At 73.0% G+C, this 18,256-nt stretch carries 13 protein-coding genes and 2 pseudogenes; 7 read left to right on the top strand and 8 right to left on the bottom strand.

The annotated features are described in order from the left end of the window. Positions 1-125 precede the first annotated feature (125 nt). Positions 126-1,049: an LLM class F420-dependent oxidoreductase gene (locus AAEM63_RS00320; protein WP_341359756.1), complete on the top strand. Its 924-nt coding sequence runs from the start codon at positions 126-128 to the stop codon at positions 1,047-1,049. Here AAEM63_RS00320 and AAEM63_RS00315 read toward each other — a convergent pair. After that, positions 1,033-3,297 (bottom strand): annotated as a pseudogene (locus tag AAEM63_RS00315) (AMP-binding protein); the annotation flags it as partial. The gene AAEM63_RS00320 and the pseudogene AAEM63_RS00315 sit on opposite strands and share 17 nt — an antisense overlap. Before the next feature lie 173 nt (positions 3,298-3,470). Between AAEM63_RS00315 and AAEM63_RS00310 the strand changes: the two are divergent. After that, a complete protein-coding gene (locus AAEM63_RS00310) occupies positions 3,471-3,689 on the top strand; it encodes a hypothetical protein (protein ID WP_341359755.1) in 219 nt (72 codons plus the stop codon). Positions 3,690-4,261: 572 nt separating this feature from the next. Here the strand turns inward: AAEM63_RS00310 and AAEM63_RS00305 are convergent. Further along, complete coding sequence (locus AAEM63_RS00305) at positions 4,262-4,963, bottom strand: hypothetical protein (protein WP_341359754.1); 702 nt, start codon at positions 4,961-4,963, stop codon at positions 4,262-4,264. Positions 4,964-5,088: 125 nt separating this feature from the next. Here AAEM63_RS00305 and AAEM63_RS00300 point away from each other — a divergent pair, with 125 nt between their 5' ends. The 5 genes from AAEM63_RS00300 (at position 5,089) to AAEM63_RS00280 (ending at position 10,220) form a co-directional block, all read left to right on the top strand. Next, a complete protein-coding gene (locus AAEM63_RS00300) occupies positions 5,089-6,114 on the top strand; it encodes an LLM class F420-dependent oxidoreductase (RefSeq protein WP_341361277.1) in 1,026 nt (341 codons plus the stop codon). 24 nt (positions 6,115-6,138) lie between these two features. Further along, positions 6,139-7,035 (top strand): YegS/Rv2252/BmrU family lipid kinase, encoded by an 897-nt coding sequence (locus AAEM63_RS00295; RefSeq protein WP_341359753.1) that lies wholly within the window; start codon positions 6,139-6,141, stop codon positions 7,033-7,035. A gap of 243 nt (positions 7,036-7,278) precedes the next feature. After that, on the top strand, positions 7,279-8,682 hold the full coding sequence (locus tag AAEM63_RS00290; protein ID WP_341359752.1) for an IS1380 family transposase: 1,404 nt from the start codon (positions 7,279-7,281) through the stop codon (positions 8,680-8,682). A gap of 220 nt (positions 8,683-8,902) precedes the next feature. After that, complete coding sequence (locus tag AAEM63_RS00285; RefSeq protein WP_341359751.1) at positions 8,903-9,658, top strand: SDR family NAD(P)-dependent oxidoreductase; 756 nt, start codon at positions 8,903-8,905, stop codon at positions 9,656-9,658. A 100-nt stretch (positions 9,659-9,758) separates the two neighbouring features. Next, entirely contained in the window at positions 9,759-10,220 is a 462-nt protein-coding gene (locus AAEM63_RS00280) for a GyrI-like domain-containing protein (protein ID WP_341359750.1), read from the top strand. 92 nt (positions 10,221-10,312) lie between these two features. Here the strand turns inward: AAEM63_RS00280 and AAEM63_RS00275 are convergent, their stop codons facing one another. The 6 genes and pseudogenes from AAEM63_RS00275 to nrdI form a co-directional block, all read right to left on the bottom strand. After that, positions 10,313-13,309: a glycoside hydrolase family 2 TIM barrel-domain containing protein gene (locus AAEM63_RS00275; RefSeq protein WP_341359749.1), complete on the bottom strand. Its 2,997-nt coding sequence runs from the start codon at positions 13,307-13,309 to the stop codon at positions 10,313-10,315. 203 nt (positions 13,310-13,512) lie between these two features. After that, a pseudogene (locus tag AAEM63_RS00270) lies at positions 13,513-13,677 on the bottom strand (alpha-N-arabinofuranosidase); the annotation flags it as partial. Between the two features lie 185 nt (positions 13,678-13,862). After that, positions 13,863-14,387, bottom strand: coding sequence for a hypothetical protein (locus tag AAEM63_RS00265; RefSeq protein WP_341359748.1), 525 nt, complete (start codon positions 14,385-14,387; stop codon positions 13,863-13,865). 131 nt (positions 14,388-14,518) lie between these two features. Beyond that, complete coding sequence (gene nrdF / locus AAEM63_RS00260) at positions 14,519-15,493, bottom strand: class 1b ribonucleoside-diphosphate reductase subunit beta (RefSeq protein WP_341359747.1); 975 nt, start codon at positions 15,491-15,493, stop codon at positions 14,519-14,521. A 106-nt stretch (positions 15,494-15,599) separates the two neighbouring features. Beyond that, positions 15,600-17,756: a class 1b ribonucleoside-diphosphate reductase subunit alpha gene (gene nrdE / locus AAEM63_RS00255; protein WP_341359746.1), complete on the bottom strand. Its 2,157-nt coding sequence runs from the start codon at positions 17,754-17,756 to the stop codon at positions 15,600-15,602. Next, on the bottom strand, positions 17,726-18,142 hold the full coding sequence (gene nrdI, locus AAEM63_RS00250) for a class Ib ribonucleoside-diphosphate reductase assembly flavoprotein NrdI (RefSeq protein WP_341359745.1): 417 nt from the start codon (positions 18,140-18,142) through the stop codon (positions 17,726-17,728). Before nrdI ends, nrdE begins: the two co-directional genes overlap by 31 nt. Positions 18,143-18,256 lie beyond the last annotated feature (114 nt).

Genomic DNA, 18,256 nt, shown 5'->3' with positions numbered 1-18,256 from the left:
CGTGGCACGGGACCGGCACACCCGCGCGCACGTGCCGCACGAGCGCGTGGATCCCCGGAGCAGCCGGCCGCGCACTCGTGCCCGCCCGCGGGCCGGTCGTCGGCCGGCTCTGGCAGGGTGGGTGCATGGACCTGAGGATCTTCACCGAGCCCCAGCAGGGCGCCTCCTACGACGACCAGCTCGCGATGGCCCGACGCGCCGAGGCCCTGGGCTTCGACGCGTTCTTCCGCTCCGACCACTTCCTGCGCATGGGTGACGGGAACCCGCTGCCCGGTCCCACGGACTCCTGGGTGACTCTCGCAGGCCTGGCGCGGGAGACCTCGACCATCCGGCTCGGCACCCTCGTCTCATCCGCCACCTTCCGCCACCCGGGTCTGCTGGCCGTGCAGGTGGCTCAGGTGGACGCGATGTCCGGCGGTCGCGTCGAGCTCGGCCTGGGCACGGGGTGGTTCGAGCAGGAGCACCGGGCCTACGGGGTGCCCTTCCCGGCCAGGCGGTTCGGCATGCTCGAGGAGCAGCTCGAGATCGTCACGGGCCTGTGGGGCACGCCGGTCGGCGAGACCTTCGACTTCACCGGTGAGAACTACCGCCTCGAGCACTCTCCCGCGCTGCCCAAGCCGGTGCAGGACCCGCTGCCGATCATCATCGGCGGTGGCGGGCCCCGCCGGACCCCGCGCCTGGCGGCCCGGTTCGGCGCCGAGTACAACCAGTCCTTCCCCGAGAAGTCCGAGATGCGTCACCAGATCGCCCGGGTGCGGGCCGCGTGCGAGGAGGCCGGCCGCGACCCCGGCGAGCTCGTCTACTCGGCCGCGTTCGTCGCGTGCGTGGGCGCCGACGAGGCCGAGGTCACCCGCCGGGCCGACGCCATCGGACGCGAGCCGGCCGAGCTGCGCGAGCACGGCCTGGCGGGCACCCCGGACGAGGTGCTCGAGGGCATCGCGGAGATGGCCGAGCTGGGGGTCTCCCGGCTGTACCTGCAGTGCCTGGACATGACCGACCTCGAGCACCTCGACCTCATCGCCGCGGAGGTCCTCAGCGAGATCGGCTGAGGTCGCGCCGCTCGGCGCCGACCGCACACCGGGCCCCGTCGTCCGACGGGAGAACGGGCACGGGCACGGGCACGGGCACGAGATCCTGCAGGTGCCGCACCGGGCGGTCCGCCAGCCGCCACAGCAGGCAACCCGCCGCGATCGACACCACCGTCCCGGCGAGGGGGTCGCGCACCACGTCGAGGATCTGGAACTGCACGAGGTAGATGTACAGGGACGCCGACGCGAGGAGGGCCACCACCCGCACGGCGCCGGCTGGGACGGGCACCCGGGGCACCAGGGCCAGGGCGACGATCCCCGCGACGACGGTGGCGTTGCGGACCGGGTCGTCAGGGAAGAAGGACGCCCCACCGACCACCGCGACGCCCAGGGCCGCCAGGCGGCGTCGTCGGGTGTCCGCGAGCGCCACCGAGGCGCCCACCGCGAAGAGCCAGAACGTGGTGGGCATGATCCCGCGCAGCACCCCCTCACCCAGGTGCAGGACGACGAAGCGCGGCACGAGCGCCACGACCGCCACGGCCGTCGCGAGCCGCCAGGGGTCCCGGTGCCAGGCGCGGGCGAGGGAGGGCACAGTGAGCAGGGCCGTGAAGGTCACCAGCGCCGCGACCAGCGCGTCGACGAACCACAGCTCGTTGCGGAACCCGTACGCGACGTCGCCGAGGACCCAGTTCAGGAGCACCAGGTTCGCCCACCCGTACCGCTCCTCGGTGATCATGCCGACGGCTGCCACCGCTGCCGTCGGCACGGCCAGGCCGACGACCATCCGTGCGGTGCTGCGCCAACGTCCCCCCGCCGTCGTCACCGAGAGCCCGAACCGGGCCGCGTTGAACCCCGCCACCGCGAGGAGGGTGTGCGCGCCGCCCAGCACCCGGAAGAGGTCGGCGTGGGACCCGCAGATGATCACGACGGCGACGGCGCGGAGCAGCACCGACGTCTCCACCGTGCGCCGGCGGCGAGCTTCCCGGCCGGCACCCGCATCGCGCGGCGTGGCCGCCGGCACGTCGTCGAGGAGCTCGCGCAGCGGGCGGTGGTGCCAGCCGCTGGGCAGCGGGCCGACGAGGTTCTCGAGCACGACCGAGGCCTGGACGTGGCTGAGCGAGTCGCCACCGTGCTGGACGAACGTCCTGCTCAGGTCGACGCTGTCCACACCGAGCACCTGCCCGACGGCGGCCGCCAGGTCGGCGGCCGCGGTGCCGCTCGCGTCACCGGCCGCGTCATCGTCCCCGTCGTGCGCCGTCCCGGCGACGCGGGCCGGCTCGGCGGAGACCCGGACGAGGGCGACGCACGCCCGACGGTCCACCTTCGCGTTGCCCAGGCGGGGCAACGGGGCCACGGTGACGGCCACCGCGGCGACGCCCACGCCCGCGGCGTCCGCGGCGACCCGACGTGCCCGGTCGTTGGTCCGTGCGGCGGGGTGGGCGGTCTCCGGCTCGACCGCCACGGTCAGACCCGTCCCGTCCGCGCCGACGCACGCCGTGAGGCCGGCCGCGTCCAGGCGGCGCTCCACCGCCGCGACGTCGACCCGGAGGCCCATGACCTTGACGAACCCGGAGCGGCGGCCGGCCAGCCGGAGCAGTCCGTCCGGGCCGAACCTGCCCAGGTCACCGGTGCGCAGCTCCGAGATCATGACGCCGAGCGCGAGGTCGTCCGGATGCTCGGCGTAGCCCATCATGACGCCGGGGCCGCGGACCACCACCTCGCCGGTGCCGTCGGCGGCCTCGGGGACCGAGGCGTCGATGCTCACGGACGTGCCCGCGACCGGTGCGCCCACGGCGTCGGGGCAGTCGGTGACGTGCGCCGGGTCGAGCACGCAGATCCGGGCGGTGGCCTCGGTCTGCCCGTACATGACGGCGAGGTCCCACCCGCCGGCCCGGCCGAGCGCGGCCGTGCGGAGCACCCTCTCGGGCGACATCGGGCCGCCGGCCTGCGCGAGGAGACGCAGGGAGGGGTGCGGTCGTGCGAGAGCGCCGGTCGACTCCGCGAGCTCGACCATGTGCGGCACCACCGCCAGCGTCGTGACGTGCAGCCCGTCCAGCACGTCCCACAGGCTCTCGTCGAGCACCGAGGCGTCGTGCAGCACGACGGACCCACCCGCCGTGAGGTGGGAGTGCAGGACCGACAGGCCGAAGGTGTAGTGCAGCGGCAGGCTGCTGAGGGCCCGGTCCTCCGCCGAGATGCGCAGCGCCTCGGCAATGGCGGCGGCGTTGGAGAGCACGTTCTCGTGGGAGAGCCGCACCAGCTTGGGTGAGCCGGTGCTGCCGAGGTGCTGAGGAGCAACGCCAGGTCCGGGTGGAGCAGGTGCAGCGGGGCGGACGACGCCACCGCGAAGGGCCGGCCGGCCTCACCGGTCCAGGACACGTCCGGCCGGTAGCGCCCGACGATGGTGGCGGCCCGGGCGTCGTCGGAGGTGACCAGCGCCACATGGCCCGCCTCCAGCGTGGCCAGGTACGCCGTCACGGCCCCGACGTCGGTGCTCATCGGCAGGTGCACCAGCCGGCGCCCCTCGGCGACGTCCGGGAGCACACCGACGAGCTGCTCGACACGGTCGCGGAGCGCACCGTGGGTGAGCACCTCCCCCCCGGGTGTCAGCAGGGCCGGACGCCGGGCGGCGTCGTCGTCAAGCGGCCACGGCAGCGGTGAGCGGCGCGCGAGAGGTCGGGAGCGGATCACGGGAGGGACGCCCGCCGGTGCAGCCAGAGTGGTCACGGCCAGCAAGGGTAAGGGTACCCTCACCCAATTACGAAACGTCGATGAGAGGTAATTGATCCCGATGTCCGTCGAGGTGTGGTGGTCGACGCTGGTCGCGGCGGACCGCGGCCTGCTGGAGATCCTCGACGAGACCGAGCGCGCACGCGTGGAGTCCCTCGACCGCGCGGCGGACCGCGGCCGCTCCATGCTCGGCGCCGCGCTCCTGCGCGTGGCGGTCGCGGCCCACGTCGGGGTGCCCCCCGGCGACCTCGTCGTCGACCGGACCTGCCCCGAGTGCGGCGGCCCGCACGGCCCGCCGCGAGTGGTCGCCGCGGGCGGAACCCCACCGCACGTGTCGGTCTCCCACTCGGGCGTCGTCGTGATGGTCGCCCTGAGCCGGCCGGGGCCGGTCGGCGTGGACGTGCAGCGCGTGACGGACGTGCCCGGGGACGCCCTGGAGTGGGTACGACGCGAGGCGATGGTGAAAGCAGCCGGCGGGGCGGACGCGCGGGACCGACCGCACCTCATCGTCCGGGATCTGCCCCCGCCGCTGCCGGGCTACGCGGCCGCGCTGGCCGCGCCGACCGGTGCGGGGCCCGTGCGCGAGGTCCGGCACTGGCCGGAGGCAGCTGCACCGTCGTCGTCACCGTGACCACGGACGGCGTGGCCGGGGTGGAGGAGAACCCGAAGCGCGTGGGCGGCTCGACCGGGCGCAGGCCGCCGAGGTCGCGGCCGTCCCAGCGCGCCCGGGCGCCGGTGATCCGGTGCACGTCGCGGGCGCCGTACCACTCGACCCGGCCGCCGCCCGCCGAGCCCGTGGTCCGGACCCCGGGCAGGACCAGCGCCGCCACCGGAGCGACGAGCCGGGCCCACGTCAGCGACTCCGCGACGGGCCCGGGGACCATGCGCAGGAGGCGGCCCAGCGGCGCACGCGGTCCCGACCCGATCTCCAGCTCGAGCGGCCCGGCCTCGACCCGCCAGCCGGCGGCGGAGCGGCGCACCCGCACCGGCACGAGGCGGACCTCGTCGAACCGGTAGGTGGCCGCGACGAAGTCCGTGACCCGCTGGTCCGGGGCGAGGAGGATGCGCAGCCCGTCCGGCCGCTCGACCATGACGTCGGAGAACGGACCGAACGGCGAGGTCGGCCAGTGGCCCACGACCAGGCGGGTGCCCTCGGCCGTGCCGAGCCCGGCGATGTGCCCCCGGAAGCGCCAGTGCGCACCCATCCGTGACCTCCAGCTCCGCCGTCACCGGCACCGTCGCGCCGTCGTCGGAGGCGCCGTCCTCCCCCATCCTCACCCGGTCGCCGCCGTGCGGCATGATCACGGTCATGGACGACGGCGCCGCACCCCTGAGGCTGGGCTACTCCGTGGGGTACTGGTCCGCCGGTCCCCCGCCCGGCGCCGCCGAGGCGGTCCGCCTCGCCGACGAGCTCGGGCTCGACTCGGTCTGGACGGCGGAGGCGTACGGCTCCGACGCGCTCACCCCCCTCGCCTGGTGGGGGGCGAGCACCCGGCGCGTCCGTCTGGGCACCGCTGTGGCGCAGATGGCGGCGCGCACACCCACGGCGACGGCGATGGCGGCCCTCACCCTCGACCACCTCTCGGGCGGGCGGTTCGTCCTCGGGCTGGGCGCCTCCGGCCCGCAGGTGGTCGAGGGCTGGTACGGCCAGCCCTACCCGCGTCCGCTCGAGCGCACGCGGGAGTACGTCGACGTCGTCCGGCAGGTGCTGCGCCGGGACGCGCCCGTCCACCTCGACGGCCGCCACTACCGGCTGCCCTACCCCGGCGGCCAGGGCAAGGCGCTGCGCCCCACCGTGCACCCGCTGCGCCCCGACCTGCCGGTCCACCTCGCCGCCCAGGGGCCGCGCAACACCGCGCTGGCGGCGGAGATCGCGGACGGCTGGTTGCCCACCTTCTTCTCGCCGCGCACCTCCGACGCGGCCGCGGCGCTCCTCGCGGAGGGGTTCGAGCGTCGCTCCGCCGACCTCGCGCCGCCGGCGGCGTTCGAGGTCTGCGCGGGTGCGCCGGTGGCGCTGGGGAGCGACGTCGAGGCGGCCGCGGACACGCTGCGCCCGATGTTCGCGCTGTACATCGGCGGGATGGGCTCCTCGACCGCGAACTTCCACCGCGCCGCCCTCGAGCGGCTGGGGCACGAGGCCGCGTGCGCAGAGGTGAGCCGGCGCTGGGCCGCGGGCGACCGGGCCGGTGCCGCGGCAGCGGTGCCCACCGAGCTCGTGCTCGACGTCGCCCTCGCGGGCAGCCCCGCCCAGCTGCGGGAGCAGCTCGGTGCCTGGGAGCGCTCGGTCGTCACGACGCTCGTCATCCAGACCGACGCGCGGGCGCTCGGACCGGTCGTCGCGGCCCTGCGGGGCTGAGGGCCGGCGTCTACCGTTCACCCCATGCCGCACCCACGTCTGGTCCTGGCCAACGCCGCCGCCGGCTCCGCCGACGACGAGGCGGTGACCGCCGCCCTCGCGGTCCTGCGCGAGGGCGGGGAGGTCGAGGTCGTCACCCCCGACGACCCCGCGGAGCTGCGCCGAGCCCTCGCCGGCGCCGAGGGCCGCGACGTGGTCATCATGGGCGGCGACGGTTCGATCCACGCCTGCCTGGACACCCTCGCCCGGCTGGGGACGACCGCGGACGTCGGACCGTTCGCCGTCGTGCCGCTCGGCACCGGCAACGACCTCGCCCGGGGGCTCGGCCTCCCGCTTGACGCAGAGGCGGCCGCACGGGTGGCCCTCACCGGCCGGACGCGGTCCTTGGACCTCCTCGTCGACGACGACGGTGCGGTGGTCGTCAACGCCGTGCACGCCGGCGTCGGCGCCGAGGCGGCCGCCAAGGCCGAGGGGCTCAAGAAGGTTCTCGGGCCGGCCGCCTACCCCCTCGGCGCCCTGCGCGCCGGCACCGGCGTCACCGGATGGCGCCTGCGGATCACCGTGGACGGCACGGTCCTGCACGAGGGCGACGTGCTCATGGTCACCGTCGGGCTCGGGTCCTCCATCGGCGGGGGCACCGAGGTGGCCCCCGACGCCGAGCCCGACGACGGGCTCGCCGACGTCGTCGTCGCCACCGCCACGGGCCCGCTGGCACGGGCCGGCTACGCCCGCGACCTGCGCCACGGGGAGCACCTCGGCCGTGAGGACGTCGTCCTGGCACGGGGCACCGAGGTGCGGGTCGAGGCGGTGGGGCCGGAGGACGCCTTCCGTACGAACGCCGACGGCGAGGTGACCGGGCCGCACACCTCGCGCACGTGGCGCGTGGTCCCGGGGGCCTGGCGCTGCCGCGTGCCGGGGTAGAGCCGGACGGATGCGACGGCGCCCGGCGGGCCGCCCGGGCACTGCCGCGCTCCGGCAGCGAGGTGCGTCAAGACCCGGTCGGTCCATGGCGTGAGCCGACGTCTGTGGGTGCGCGCTGAGCCTCGATCCACCGATGGGCTGACTGTTGCGGGTAGGCGCGGGAACGCGAGAATGCCCCTCTGAGCTGGGAAGATACGACTTGTCGAAGGTCCGTATCGCCAGTTCAAGAAGGGCATCTCGTAGATGCAACTTTCTCACACCCGTCCGGTCGTGTCCGCGACGTTCGATGAGCCCAACCTCGTGTCGGCCGCCGGCCTGGTCCCGCTGATGGCCCTGGCCCGTCGGGCGGGACTGCGGGAGCTGGCAGATGAGCGGTTGAGCGTGCCGACGGACAAGGGCGCCAACGCCGGCCTGAAGCTGTCCTCGCTGGTCGCGGGCATGGCCGCCGGGGCGGACAGCATCGAGGACATGGCCCTGCTGCGCCACGGCGGCATGGGCAAGGTCTTCACCGGCGCCTACGCCCCCTCGACGCTGGGCTCGTTCCTGCGCTCGTTCACCTTCGGCCACGTCCGCCAGGCCGACGCGGTCGCCTCACGGTTCCTCCTCGCCCTGGCCGAGCACACCACCCTGCTCGGCGGCGCGGCAGACGCGGGGACGGTGATGGTCGACATCGACGACACCATCGTCGAGGTCCACGGCTACGCCAAGCAGGGGGCCGCGTTCGGATACTCCGGCGTGCGAGGGCTCAACGCCCTGCTCGCCACCATCTCCACCGATCAGGTCGCACCGGTGATCGCCGCCCAGCGGCTCCGCAAAGGGTCGGTGGGTTCCCCGCGCGGGGCAGCCCGGCTCGCCGCCGACACGCTCGCGCTGATCCGCCGCAGCCGGCTGGCCGGCCGTGGTGTGCTGGTGCGGGCCGACTCGGCGTTCTACTCCCACACTCTGGTCACCGCGGCGCTCAAGGCCGGCGCGCAGGTCTCGATCACCGCGCGGATGGACCCGGCCGTCAAACGCGCCATCGCCACGATCGACGCCGATGCGTGGACCGCGATCCGGTACACCGATGCCATCTACGACGAGACCACCGGGGTATGGAACTCACGCGCCGAGGTCGCTGAGGTCCCGTTCACCGCGTTCTCCTCGAAGAAGAAGGCCGAGCAGGTCCCCGGCCGGCTCGTGGTCCGGCGCATCCCCGACCTGAACCCCAAGCAGGGTCAGGGCCAGGAGACGCTGTTCGAGACCTGGCGCTTCCACGCCTTCTTCACCACCACGGCACCCGAGGCGCTCGGCGCGGTCGCCGCTGACCAGACCCACCGGGCCCACGCGATCATCGAGAACGTCCACGCCGACCTCAAGGCCTCCGCCCTGGCACACCTGCCCTCCGGTGTCTTCGCCGCCAACGCCGCCTGGCTCGTCTGTGCCGTCATGGCCTTCAACCTCACCCGCGCCGCCGCCACGGTGACCAGGGCACCGTCGCTGGTCCGGGCAACGACCGAGACGATCCGCCGCAAGCTGATCAACGTCCCCGCCCGGATCGCGACCTCCGCCCGGCGGCTACGGCTGCACCTGCCCACCGCCTGGCCCTGGCAGAGCGCCTGGACAACGCTCCACGACGCCGTCCTCCCGCGCAGCGCCCGGGTCACCTGAACCCCGACCCAGCGCCCCCACGACCGAGGACCACCAGTGGAAAAGCCGGGCAAACCGGCGACCATCCCACGCCCGAGAACCACCACCGCCGTCCCGACCGCATCAACGAGCGAGCCGCGGACCATCGGTGGATCGAGGCTGAGTGAACTCCAGCCTGACCGCGCCGCCCGTAGGCTGATGGTGCCGGCGACGGGGCCGGATGTTCGGGAGAGGACCGCCGATGCGGGTGGAGGGTGTCGCAGCCGTCGTCACGGGCGGGGCGTCAGGGATGGGCGCCGCGACGGCACGGATGCTGAGCGAGCACGGTGCGTCGGTGTATGCGCTGGACCTGCCGGCCGCCCTGGAGGGCGCCACGCACCCCGGCATCACCTACCTCGCCGCCGACGTCACCGACGAGGCACAGGTGCGAGCCGCGGTCGCCGAGGCAGCGAGCGGCGACGTCCCGCTACGGGTCGTGGTGAGCTGCGCGGGCATCGCCCCCTCCGCGCGGATCCTGGGCCGCCGCGGAGTGCACGACATAGGTCTGTACGCAAAGGTCGTGGCCATCAACCTCGTGGGCACCTTCACGGTCCTCGCGCTGGCCGCCGAGCACATCGCCGCGACCGAGCCCGACGACGGTGGTCAGCGCGGCGTGGTGATCAACACCGCCTCGGTCGCCGCGTACGAGGGTCAGGTGGGGCAGGCCGCGTACGCGTCCTCCAAGGGTGGGGTCGTCGGCCTGACGCTGCCGGCCGCGCGCGACCTCGCCCAGTACGGGATCCGGGTCAACACCATCGCGCCCGGGATCGTCGAGACACCGATGATGGCCACGATCGACGAGGAGTACCGCGCACGCCTGGCGGCCGGGGTGCCGTTCCCTCCGCGCCTGGCTCGGCCCGAGGAGTTCGCCCAGCTCGCCCTGGCGCTCATCGAGCACGACTACGTCAACGGCGAGACCGTCCGCATGGACGGCGCGCTGCGCATGGCGCCGCGCTGACGGTCCCTGGACGCGGGTCCCTGGACGTGGGCCTCGCGGTGGGTGTTCGATCGTGCTGGCGGCGTCCGCGCCGGGCCCCGCCTGGTGAGGGAGGTCGGTCGTGACGGAGTTCAGGATCATCGAGGAGCCGGAGCAGCTCACGGCAGGCATCCGCCGGCAGGTGCGCACCACCGAGCTGCCGGCGTTCTTCGACGACGCCTTCCACGAGGTGTTCGACGCCTTGCGTGAGGCGGGTGTCGCGCCGGCCGGCGCTCCGTACGCCCGCTACCGCGGCCCCGTCGGCGAGACCGTGGACGTCGAGGCGGGCTTCCCCGTGCTGGAGGCGTTCTCCGGCGGCGAGATCGTCGGCGGCGCCCTCCCCGCCGGCCGTGCCGTCGAGGCGGTGCACACCGGCAGCTACGACGCCCTCCACGAGACGTACGAGGCCATCGAGACCTGGCTCGGGGAGAAGGGCCTCACCGCCTCCGCCGACATGTGGGAGATCTACGAGTCGGGGCCGGAGTCCGACCCCGACCCCGCCACCTGGCGCACCCGGGTGGTGTGGCCGGTCTCCGGCACGTAGGGGCTTGCTGGGGCCGGCTCGGCAGGGTCGGGCTCGGCCCAGGCCGGGGCTCAGCCGGTGGCCGACCTGCGCCCACCGGCCGAGGCCACCGCTCAGCCGATCGTCAGGCGCACGTCCAGGCTCACGGGCGCGGGCACGAGGCGCGCGTTCGGCAGCACGCCGGGCCCGCACGCGGCCGAGCCCAGCCCGTGCTGGGCGGCGTCGACGTGCAGCCAGAGCATCCCGTCGGCGGCGAGCTCGTGCGGGTGCGCTGCCGCCGCCAGTGCCTGGTCGGACCACGGGCGGGCGGTCAGCTCGAACCCGTGCACCGTCCGGCCGCCCACCGTGACCCCGCCGGCCTCGAGACCGAGCGTCGCCCCGCCGAGGTCGAGCGCGGCGCGGGTGACGCCACGCCGGGCGCCGTTCTCCTGCGGGTGGGTGTACGGGGTCTGCAGCTCGGCCACGGTGTGCCGCCACCGGCCCGCGAGCGCCGCCCTCGCCGAGTCGGCGTAGGACTCGAGCGGGCCCAGGCCCACCCAGTCGACCATCACGTCGGCGGCGTCGGGCTGCTCGACCGCGAGGAGCAGGCCGAGGCGGGCGACGGACCCGGGCCAGCGGCCCTCCGGAGTGATCTCGAGCGTGAGGTCGACGGCGCGCTCGTCCACCGGGCGCCACGTGTAGCGCACGGCGAGGCCGCAGTCGGTGGCGGCGCCGGCGGTGCGCCCGGTGACGACGAGCGCCTCGCCGTCGACGTCGGCCGTGTCCAGCCGCTCGTGGAGCCGGGTCAGGCCGGCACGCTCCCAGGCCTCGGCGTCGCCGATGGGGTCGTTCCACGACGTGCGGGCGTCGTTGTCGGTCGGGGCGCGCCACGCGTCGACCCGGGCGACGGCGACGGCCCGGTCGCCGATGGCGACGAGCCGGCCCGACCGGTCCAGGCGTACCGGCCCGACGGCGAACCCGCCGTCGTCCGTGCGCGCCGGACGGGTGCCGGCGGAGTCCCCGCCGCCCTCCGTGCGCGCCGCGTTCCCGGCCGCCGCAGGGAGCGGTCCGGCGGGACGCAGGAGCAGCTGGCCGGCGCCCAGCTCGGTGCCGGGGGACGCCCAGGCGGCGTCGCCGTCCACGCCGTCGCGCTGGAGGGCCCGGACCGTCCACCACAGGGCAGCCCGCGGGTCCGCGTCGACACCGTCGAGAAGGTCCGCCGCGGGAGCGACCGTCCGGGAGGCACCCGGCGCAAGGGGGGTCTCGTCGAGCTCACCGGCGGCGAGCTCCTCGCCGTCGGCGGTGAGGGACCAGACGAGCCGGACGTGCGCGGTGTCGCGGAAGGCGTACCGGTTGCGCACGGTCAGCTCGCCCGGCCGCGCCGGGTCGGCGTCGATGCGGAGGGGGGCGTAGACCGCCGCCATCTCGACCATGCCCGGGGAGGGGGTGCGATCGGGCAGGAGCATGCCGTCGGCGATGAATGTGCCGTCGTGGAGCTCCTCGCCGAAGTCGCCGCCGTAGCCGGAGAACGGGGTGCCGTCGTCGTCGCGGGTGGCGATGCCGTGGTCGATCCACTCCCAGACGAACCCGCCCATGAGCCGGGGGTGGGCGTCGAAGAGCGCGTCGTAGTCGGACAGGCCGCCCGGTCCGTTGCCCATGGCGTGGGCGTACTCGCACTGGACGAACGGCATCGCACGGCGCCGCGCGTCGAGGACGCCGTCGGGCAGCGGGGTCTCCTCGCCGCGACCGATGAGGGCGACCTCCTCCGAGGTGGCGTACATCCGGGAGTAGACGTCGACGTGCTCGCACGACCAGTCGCCCTCGTAGTGCAGGGGGCGGGTGGGGTCGAGGTCGCGGATCGCGCGGGCCATGGCGGCGAGGTTGCGGCCCGTGCCCGCCTCGTTGCCGAGGGACCACATGACGATGCTCGGGTGGTGGGCGTCCCGCCGGACCATCCGGGTGACCCGGTCCACGAGCACCGGCTCCCACTCGGGCGCGTCCGTGGGGTTGCCGCGCCAGCCGAGCGGCTCGAAGCCGTGGGTCTCGAAGTCGTTCTCGTCGACGACGTAGAGGCCGTGGACGTCGCAGAGGTCGAGGAAGTGCGGGTGCGGCGGGTAGTGGCTCGTGCGGACGGCGTTGACGTGGTGCCGCTTCATGAGCAGCACGTCCTCGAGCATCGTCTCGGCGGTGACGGCGCGCCCGCGGGTGGGCTCGAACTCGTGCCGGTTGACCCCGCGGAGCTTGACCGGGGCCCCGTTGACGGTGAACACGCCGTCGACGATCGCGACCCGGCGGAAGCCGACGTCGACGCCGACGGTCTCGGCGCCGGTCGTGACCGTGGCCCGGTACAGCCGCGGCACCTCGGCCGACCACGGCTCGACGGCGACCGTGACCTCCTCGCCCGCGGCGGCGTCGATCCCCAGCTCGGGGACCGTGACCCGGGCGGGACCGCCCTCGACGTCCACCCGCAGGGTGCCCGTGACGGTGGTGTGGTCATAGTCGGCGTGCACGCGGACGTGCTCGATCCCGCCGTCGGGGCGGTGCTCGAGGGTGACGGGGCGGAAGATGCCGGAGAGCCACCACTGGTCCTGGTCCTCGACGTAGGTCTGGGCCGACCACTGGGTCACCCGCACCGCGAGAAGGTTCTCCCCGGCGTGGACGGCGTCGGTGACGTCGACCTCGGTGGGCAGGCGTGAGCCGTGCGATCGGGCGAGGACCTGGCCGTTGAGCGCCACCTCGAACCAGGAGTCGACGCCCTCGAACCGCAGCACGACGCGTCCGCCGGACGTCCAGGCCGCCGGGACGTCGACCGTGCGGCGGTACTCCCCGGTCGGGTTCTCCCGCGGCACGCGGGGCGGGTCGACGGGGATCGGGAAGAGGACGTTGGTGTACGCGGGCCGGCCGTAGGGCCAGGTGTCCGGCGCGCCGGCGAGCTGCCAGTGACCCGGGACGGTCAGGGAGTCCCAGCCGGCGCCGTCGTCGGCGGGGTCGGCGCCGGTCTCCGCCTCCGGGAAGAGGCGGAAGCGCCACTCGCCGTCGAGGCTGACGGACGGCGCGGAGAAGGCGCCGGCGGACGGGCGGAACCGCGCCGGGCGGACGCCCTCGGGGACGTGGACGGACTCGTGCGTCATGGGGGCTCCGGTCGGGGTCGTAGGTTCTGCGGAGGGGCTCGTGCTCGCGGCGGGGCTCGTGCGGGGGGCGGTGGGGGCTGCGGCGGGGGGCTCGGCGGTCATGCCGGCTCCAGCCGGACGGTGACGTAGGAGCGGGCCGGGACGTCGACGACGAGGCCGCGCTCGTGCGGTCGGACGCCGTCGTGCTCGCGCGGGGCGACGGCGTCAACGCGGATGCCGCGCTCGTGCGGGATGTCGGAGTCCTCCCCCACCCAGAACCCGCCGTAGACGCACCGGCCGAGGTGCTCGGCGAAGTGGCCGTACAGGTGCCGGCTGATCGTGGGCCCGGGGACGTCCAGGTCGATCACCGCACGGGTGGTGGGGGCCATGGGTGGCGCGCTCCTCGTCGAGACGGTCCTGGTCAGGCGTGCGCGCTCACGCTATTGAAGATCGGCGGCCGGGGCGAAACGGTGCCCACCTGTCAGACGGGGCGGCGCTCGCGTCACCGCCGCGGCACGGCGCAGCGCTCGACGGCTCCGGAGCACTCGTCGTCACCCGCCGCGCACCCGTCGGCTCAGCGACGGCCGCCGACCTCGTGGTGCCGGCGTGCGGCGTCGGCGCTGCCGACCCTGACGACGCGGTCGGCCTGCAGCGGTGCCGGCCAGAGCTCCAGCAGGTAGCGGTCGACGGGGCCTGGGGCGAACTCGCCGTCGTGCCCGGCGTCGCGCCCGCGGGCACACACCCGAAGCCGGTAGGTGCCGGCGGGAATCGGTAAGCACCCACCGCTCTCCCCGGCCCACGACGACCACCGCGGCACGGCGCCGTCGGGTACCCGGACGGACACCTCGACCACGTCCTGCCAGTCCCCGCCGGCCGGACCGGGGGCGTGGTCGTGCAGCTCGATGCGCAGCGGTGAGCCGCCCGACCGCCTCGCAAGGTTGAGGTACACCCCCGACGGGTCGGCAGCGCCGACAAGACCGTTGGCGTGTCCGTCGAAGAACCGGTCGACGTCGCCGTCGAACCCGAAGTCGTCACCCCAGCCGATGTCGAGCTGCCCGTAGTCCGTATCGATCAGCTCGTCCAGCAACACCGCCGCCACGGAGGACATCCTGCCGTGCGATCAGCGGAGACCGGTGGTGGCACGGCGACACGGATCTCGTCCGGCCGACCCGAGGACGACGCCGCCCCGCGGCCTCATGGGCGGCAGGGCGGCATCGGTGCGGGGTCGGGTCAGAACTCCCAGTCCTCGTCCTGGGTGTCGACGGCCTTGCCCATGACGTAGCTCGAGCCCGAGCCCGAGAAGAAGTCGTGGTTCTCGTCGGCGTTGGGGCTCAGCGCCGAGAGGATCGCGGGGTTGACCGCGGTCGCGTCGGCGGGGAACAGCGCCTCGTAACCGAGGTTCATGAGCGCCTTGTTGGCGTTGTAGCGCAGGAACGCCTTGACGTCCTCGGTCAGGCCGAGGGGGTCGTAGAGGTCCTCGGTGTACTGCTCCTCGTTCTCGTAGAGCTCGAAGAGGAGCTCGAACGTGTAGTCCTTGAGCTCCTGCTGCCGCGCGGGGGAAGCCTTGGCCACGGCCTGCTGGTACTTGTAGCCGATGTAGTACCCGTGCACGGCCTCGTCGCGGATGATGAGCCGGATGAGGTCGGCCGTGTTCGTCAGCTTGGCCCGGCTGGACCAGTACATCGGCGCGTAGAAGCCGGAGTAGAAGAGGAACGACTCCAGCATCGTGGAGGCGACCTTGCGCTTCTCGGGGTCGTCGCCGCGGTAGTAGTCCATGACGATCTGGGCCTTGCGCTGAAGGTTCTCGTTCTCCTCCGACCAGCGGAACGCCTCGTCGATCTCCTGCGTGGAGATGAGGGTGGAGAAGATCGAGGAGTAGCTCTTGGCGTGCACGGACTCCATGAACGCGATGTTCGTGTAGACGGCCTCCTCGTGCGGGGTGACCGCGTCCGGGATGAGGCTCACCGCCCCGACCGTGCCCTGGACGGTGTCGAGCAGCGTCAGGCCGGTGAACACGCGCGTCGTCGTCAGCTGCTCGTGAGGGGCGAGCGTGTGCCAGGACTGGATGTCGTTGGACAGCGGCACCTTCTCCGGCAGCCAGAAGTTCCCCGTCAGCCGGTCCCAGACCTCGACGTCCTTCTCGTCCTGGACCCGGTTCCAGTTGATCGCCTGGACCCGGCTGACCAGCTTCAGCTTCTCGGACACGTCATTCACTCCATCGCAGATCGTCTTGTCGGTGCGGCGCGGCCGCGCAGGGTGGCCGGTAGGCGGCCGGCCACCCGCGGGACGTCGGTCCCGCGGGTGGCGTGGGTCAGAGCATGCAGGAGACGCAGCCCTCGACCTCGGTGCCCTCGAGGGCCATCTGGCGCAGCCGGATGTAGTACAGCGTCTTGATGCCCTTGCGCCAGGCGTAGATCTGGGCCTTGTTGACGTCGCGGGTGGTGACGGTGTCCTTGAAGAACAGCGTGAGCGAGAGGCCCTGGTCGACGTGCTGGGTGGCCTCGGCGTAGGTGTCGATGATCTTCTCGGGGCCGATCTCGTACGCGTCCTCGTAGTACTCGAGGTTGTCGTTCGTCAGGTACGGCGCCGGGTAGTACACCCGCCCGATCTTGCCCTCCTTGCGGATCTCGACCTTGGAGACGATCGGGTGGATCGAGGAGGTGGAGTTGTTGATGTAGGAGATCGACCCGGTGGGCGGCACGGCCTGGAGGTACTGGTTGTAGATGCCGTGCTCCTTGACGGAGGCGGCCAGCGCGCGCCAGTCGTCCTGCGTGGGGAGGTGCACGCCGGCGTCGGCGAAGAGCTGACGCACCCGCTCGGTGCGCGGCTCCCACACCCGGTCGATGTACTTCGCGAAGTACTCGCCCGTGGCGTACTTCGACTCCTCGAAGCCGGCGAAGGCCCGGCCACGCTCGATGGCGAGCTTGTTCGACTCCGTCACGGCGTGGAACGTCACCGCGTAGAAGTACATGTTCGTGAAGTCCAGGCCCTCCTCGGACCCGTAGTGGATGCGCTCCCGGGCGAGGTAGCCGTGCAGGTTCATCTGACCCAGTCCGATCGCGTGCGCGGCGTTGTTGCCGTGCTCGATCGACGGCACCGACCAGATGTGGGTCTGGTCCGACACCGCCGTCAGGGAGCGGATCGCCGTGCCCACGGTCCGGCCGAGGTCCGGGGAGTCCATCGCCTTGGCGATGTTGAGCGAGCCCAGGTTGCAGGAGATGTCGTGCCCGACCTCCTTGTACGACAGGTCGTCGTTGTAGGTCGAGGGCGTGGAGACCTGGAGGATCTCCGAGCACAGGTTGGACATCGTGACCTTGCCCGCGACCGGGTTCGCCCGGTTCACCGTGTCCTCGAACATGATGTACGGGTAGCCCGACTCGAACTGCAGCTCGGCGATCGTCTGGAAGAACTTCCGGGCGCTGAGCTTCTTCTTCTTGATCCGCCCGTCGTCGACCATCTCCCGGTACTTCTCCGAGACGTTCACCTCGGAGAACGGCACCCCGTAGACGCGCTCGACGTCGTAGGGCGAGAACAAGTACATGTCCTCGTTGTTCCTCGCGAGCTCGAACGTGACGTCGGGGATGACCACACCGAGGGAGAGGGTCTTGATGCGGATCTTCTCGTCCGCGTTCTCCCGCTTGGTGTCGAGGAACCGCATGATGTCGGGGTGGTGGGCGTGCAGGTACACCGCGCCGGCGCCCTGGCGGGCACCGAGCTGGTTGGCGTAGGAGAAGGAGTCCTCGAGGAGCTTCATCACGGGGATGACGCCGGAGGACTGGTTCTCGATCTTCTTGATCGGCGCCCCGGACTCGCGCACGTTCGTCAGCGACAGCGCCACGCCGCCGCCGCGCTTGGACAGCTGGAGCGCCGAGTTGATGCCGCGCGCGATGGACTCCATGTTGTCCTCGATGCGCAGGAGGAAGCAGCTGACGAACTCGCCGCGCTGCTGCTTCCCGGCGTTGAGGAACGTCGGGGTGGCCGGCTGGAAGCGGCCGGAGATGATCTCCTCGACGAGGTTGCGCGCGAGCGTCTCGTCGCCGGCGGCGAGGGTGAGGGCCACCATGACGACCCGGTCCTCGAACCGCTCGAGGTAGCGCTTCCCGTCGAAGGTCTTCAGCGTGTACGACGTGTAGTACTTGAACGCCCCGAGGAAGGTCTCGAAGCGGAACTTCTTGGCGTAAGCGAAGTCCCACAGCGCGGTGAGGAACTCGAAGGAGTACTGCTCGAGGACGACGGCCTCGTAGTAGCCGTGCTCGACCAGGTAGTCGAGCTTCTCCCGCAGGTTGTGGAAGAAGACGGTGTTCTGGTTGACGTGCTGGAGGAAGTACTGGCGAGCGGCCTCGCGGTCCTTGTCGAGCTGAATCCTCCCGTCGGCGTCGTAGAGGTTGAGCATCGCGTTGAGCGCGTGGTAGTCGAGCTCGGGCGCGCTGGCGACCTCTACGCCGGTACCTGTGAGCGTTGCTGCCAAAACTGCCCCAATCCCTCTCGGACGCGCGTGACGTCCTCAGTCGTTCCCAGTAGTTCGAAGCGGAAGAGGTAGGGCACCTGGCACTTCGCGGCGACGATGTCGCCGGCGATGCAGTACGCCTCACCGAAGTTCGTGTTGCCCGCGGCGATGACGCCACGGATGAGCGAGCGGTTGCGCGGGTCGTTGAGAAACCTGATGACCTGCTTGGGCACGGCGCCGCGCCCGTTGCCGCCACCGTAGGTGGGGACGACGAGCACGTACTCCTGCTCGACCCGCAGCGGCGGGTCCCCGGCCCGCAGGGGGATCCGGGCGGCCGGGAGGCCGACCTTCTCCACGAAGCGGTGCGTGTTGTTCGTCGCTGAGGAGAAGTAGACGAGGATGCCCATCACGCCCCCTGAGGACGGCGCCACGGGCGCCGGTTCGTCGGGCGCCGGCCGGCAGCCGGTCGCCCTGGTGTTCAGCCGGACCACCGGGTCGCGGTGGTCCGGCTGAAGCTCGTG

Source organism: Georgenia sp. M64, assembly GCF_038049925.1.
Classification (GTDB): domain Bacteria; phylum Actinomycetota; class Actinomycetes; order Actinomycetales; family Actinomycetaceae; genus Georgenia.
The sequence above is the reverse complement of the archived record's forward strand: the minus strand, read 5'-3'. Positions and strand labels throughout refer to the sequence as shown.

Coding starts and splice junctions, on each gene's coding strand:
- AAEM63_RS00320 (WP_341359756.1), top strand. CDS start 126: ATGGACCTGAGGATCTTCACCGAGCCCCAGCAGGGCGCCTCCTACGAC.
- AAEM63_RS00310 (WP_341359755.1), top strand. CDS start 3,471: ATGGCCCGCCTCCAGCGTGGCCAGGTACGCCGTCACGGCCCCGACGTC.
- AAEM63_RS00305 (WP_341359754.1), bottom strand. CDS start 4,963: ATGGGTGCGCACTGGCGCTTCCGGGGGCACATCGCCGGGCTCGGCACG.
- AAEM63_RS00295 (WP_341359753.1), top strand. CDS start 6,139: ATGCCGCACCCACGTCTGGTCCTGGCCAACGCCGCCGCCGGCTCCGCC.
- AAEM63_RS00290 (WP_341359752.1), top strand. CDS start 7,279: ATGCAACTTTCTCACACCCGTCCGGTCGTGTCCGCGACGTTCGATGAG.
- AAEM63_RS00285 (WP_341359751.1), top strand. CDS start 8,903: ATGCGGGTGGAGGGTGTCGCAGCCGTCGTCACGGGCGGGGCGTCAGGG.
- AAEM63_RS00275 (WP_341359749.1), bottom strand. CDS start 13,309: ATGACGCACGAGTCCGTCCACGTCCCCGAGGGCGTCCGCCCGGCGCGG.
- nrdI (WP_341359745.1), bottom strand. CDS start 18,142: ATGGGCATCCTCGTCTACTTCTCCTCAGCGACGAACAACACGCACCGC.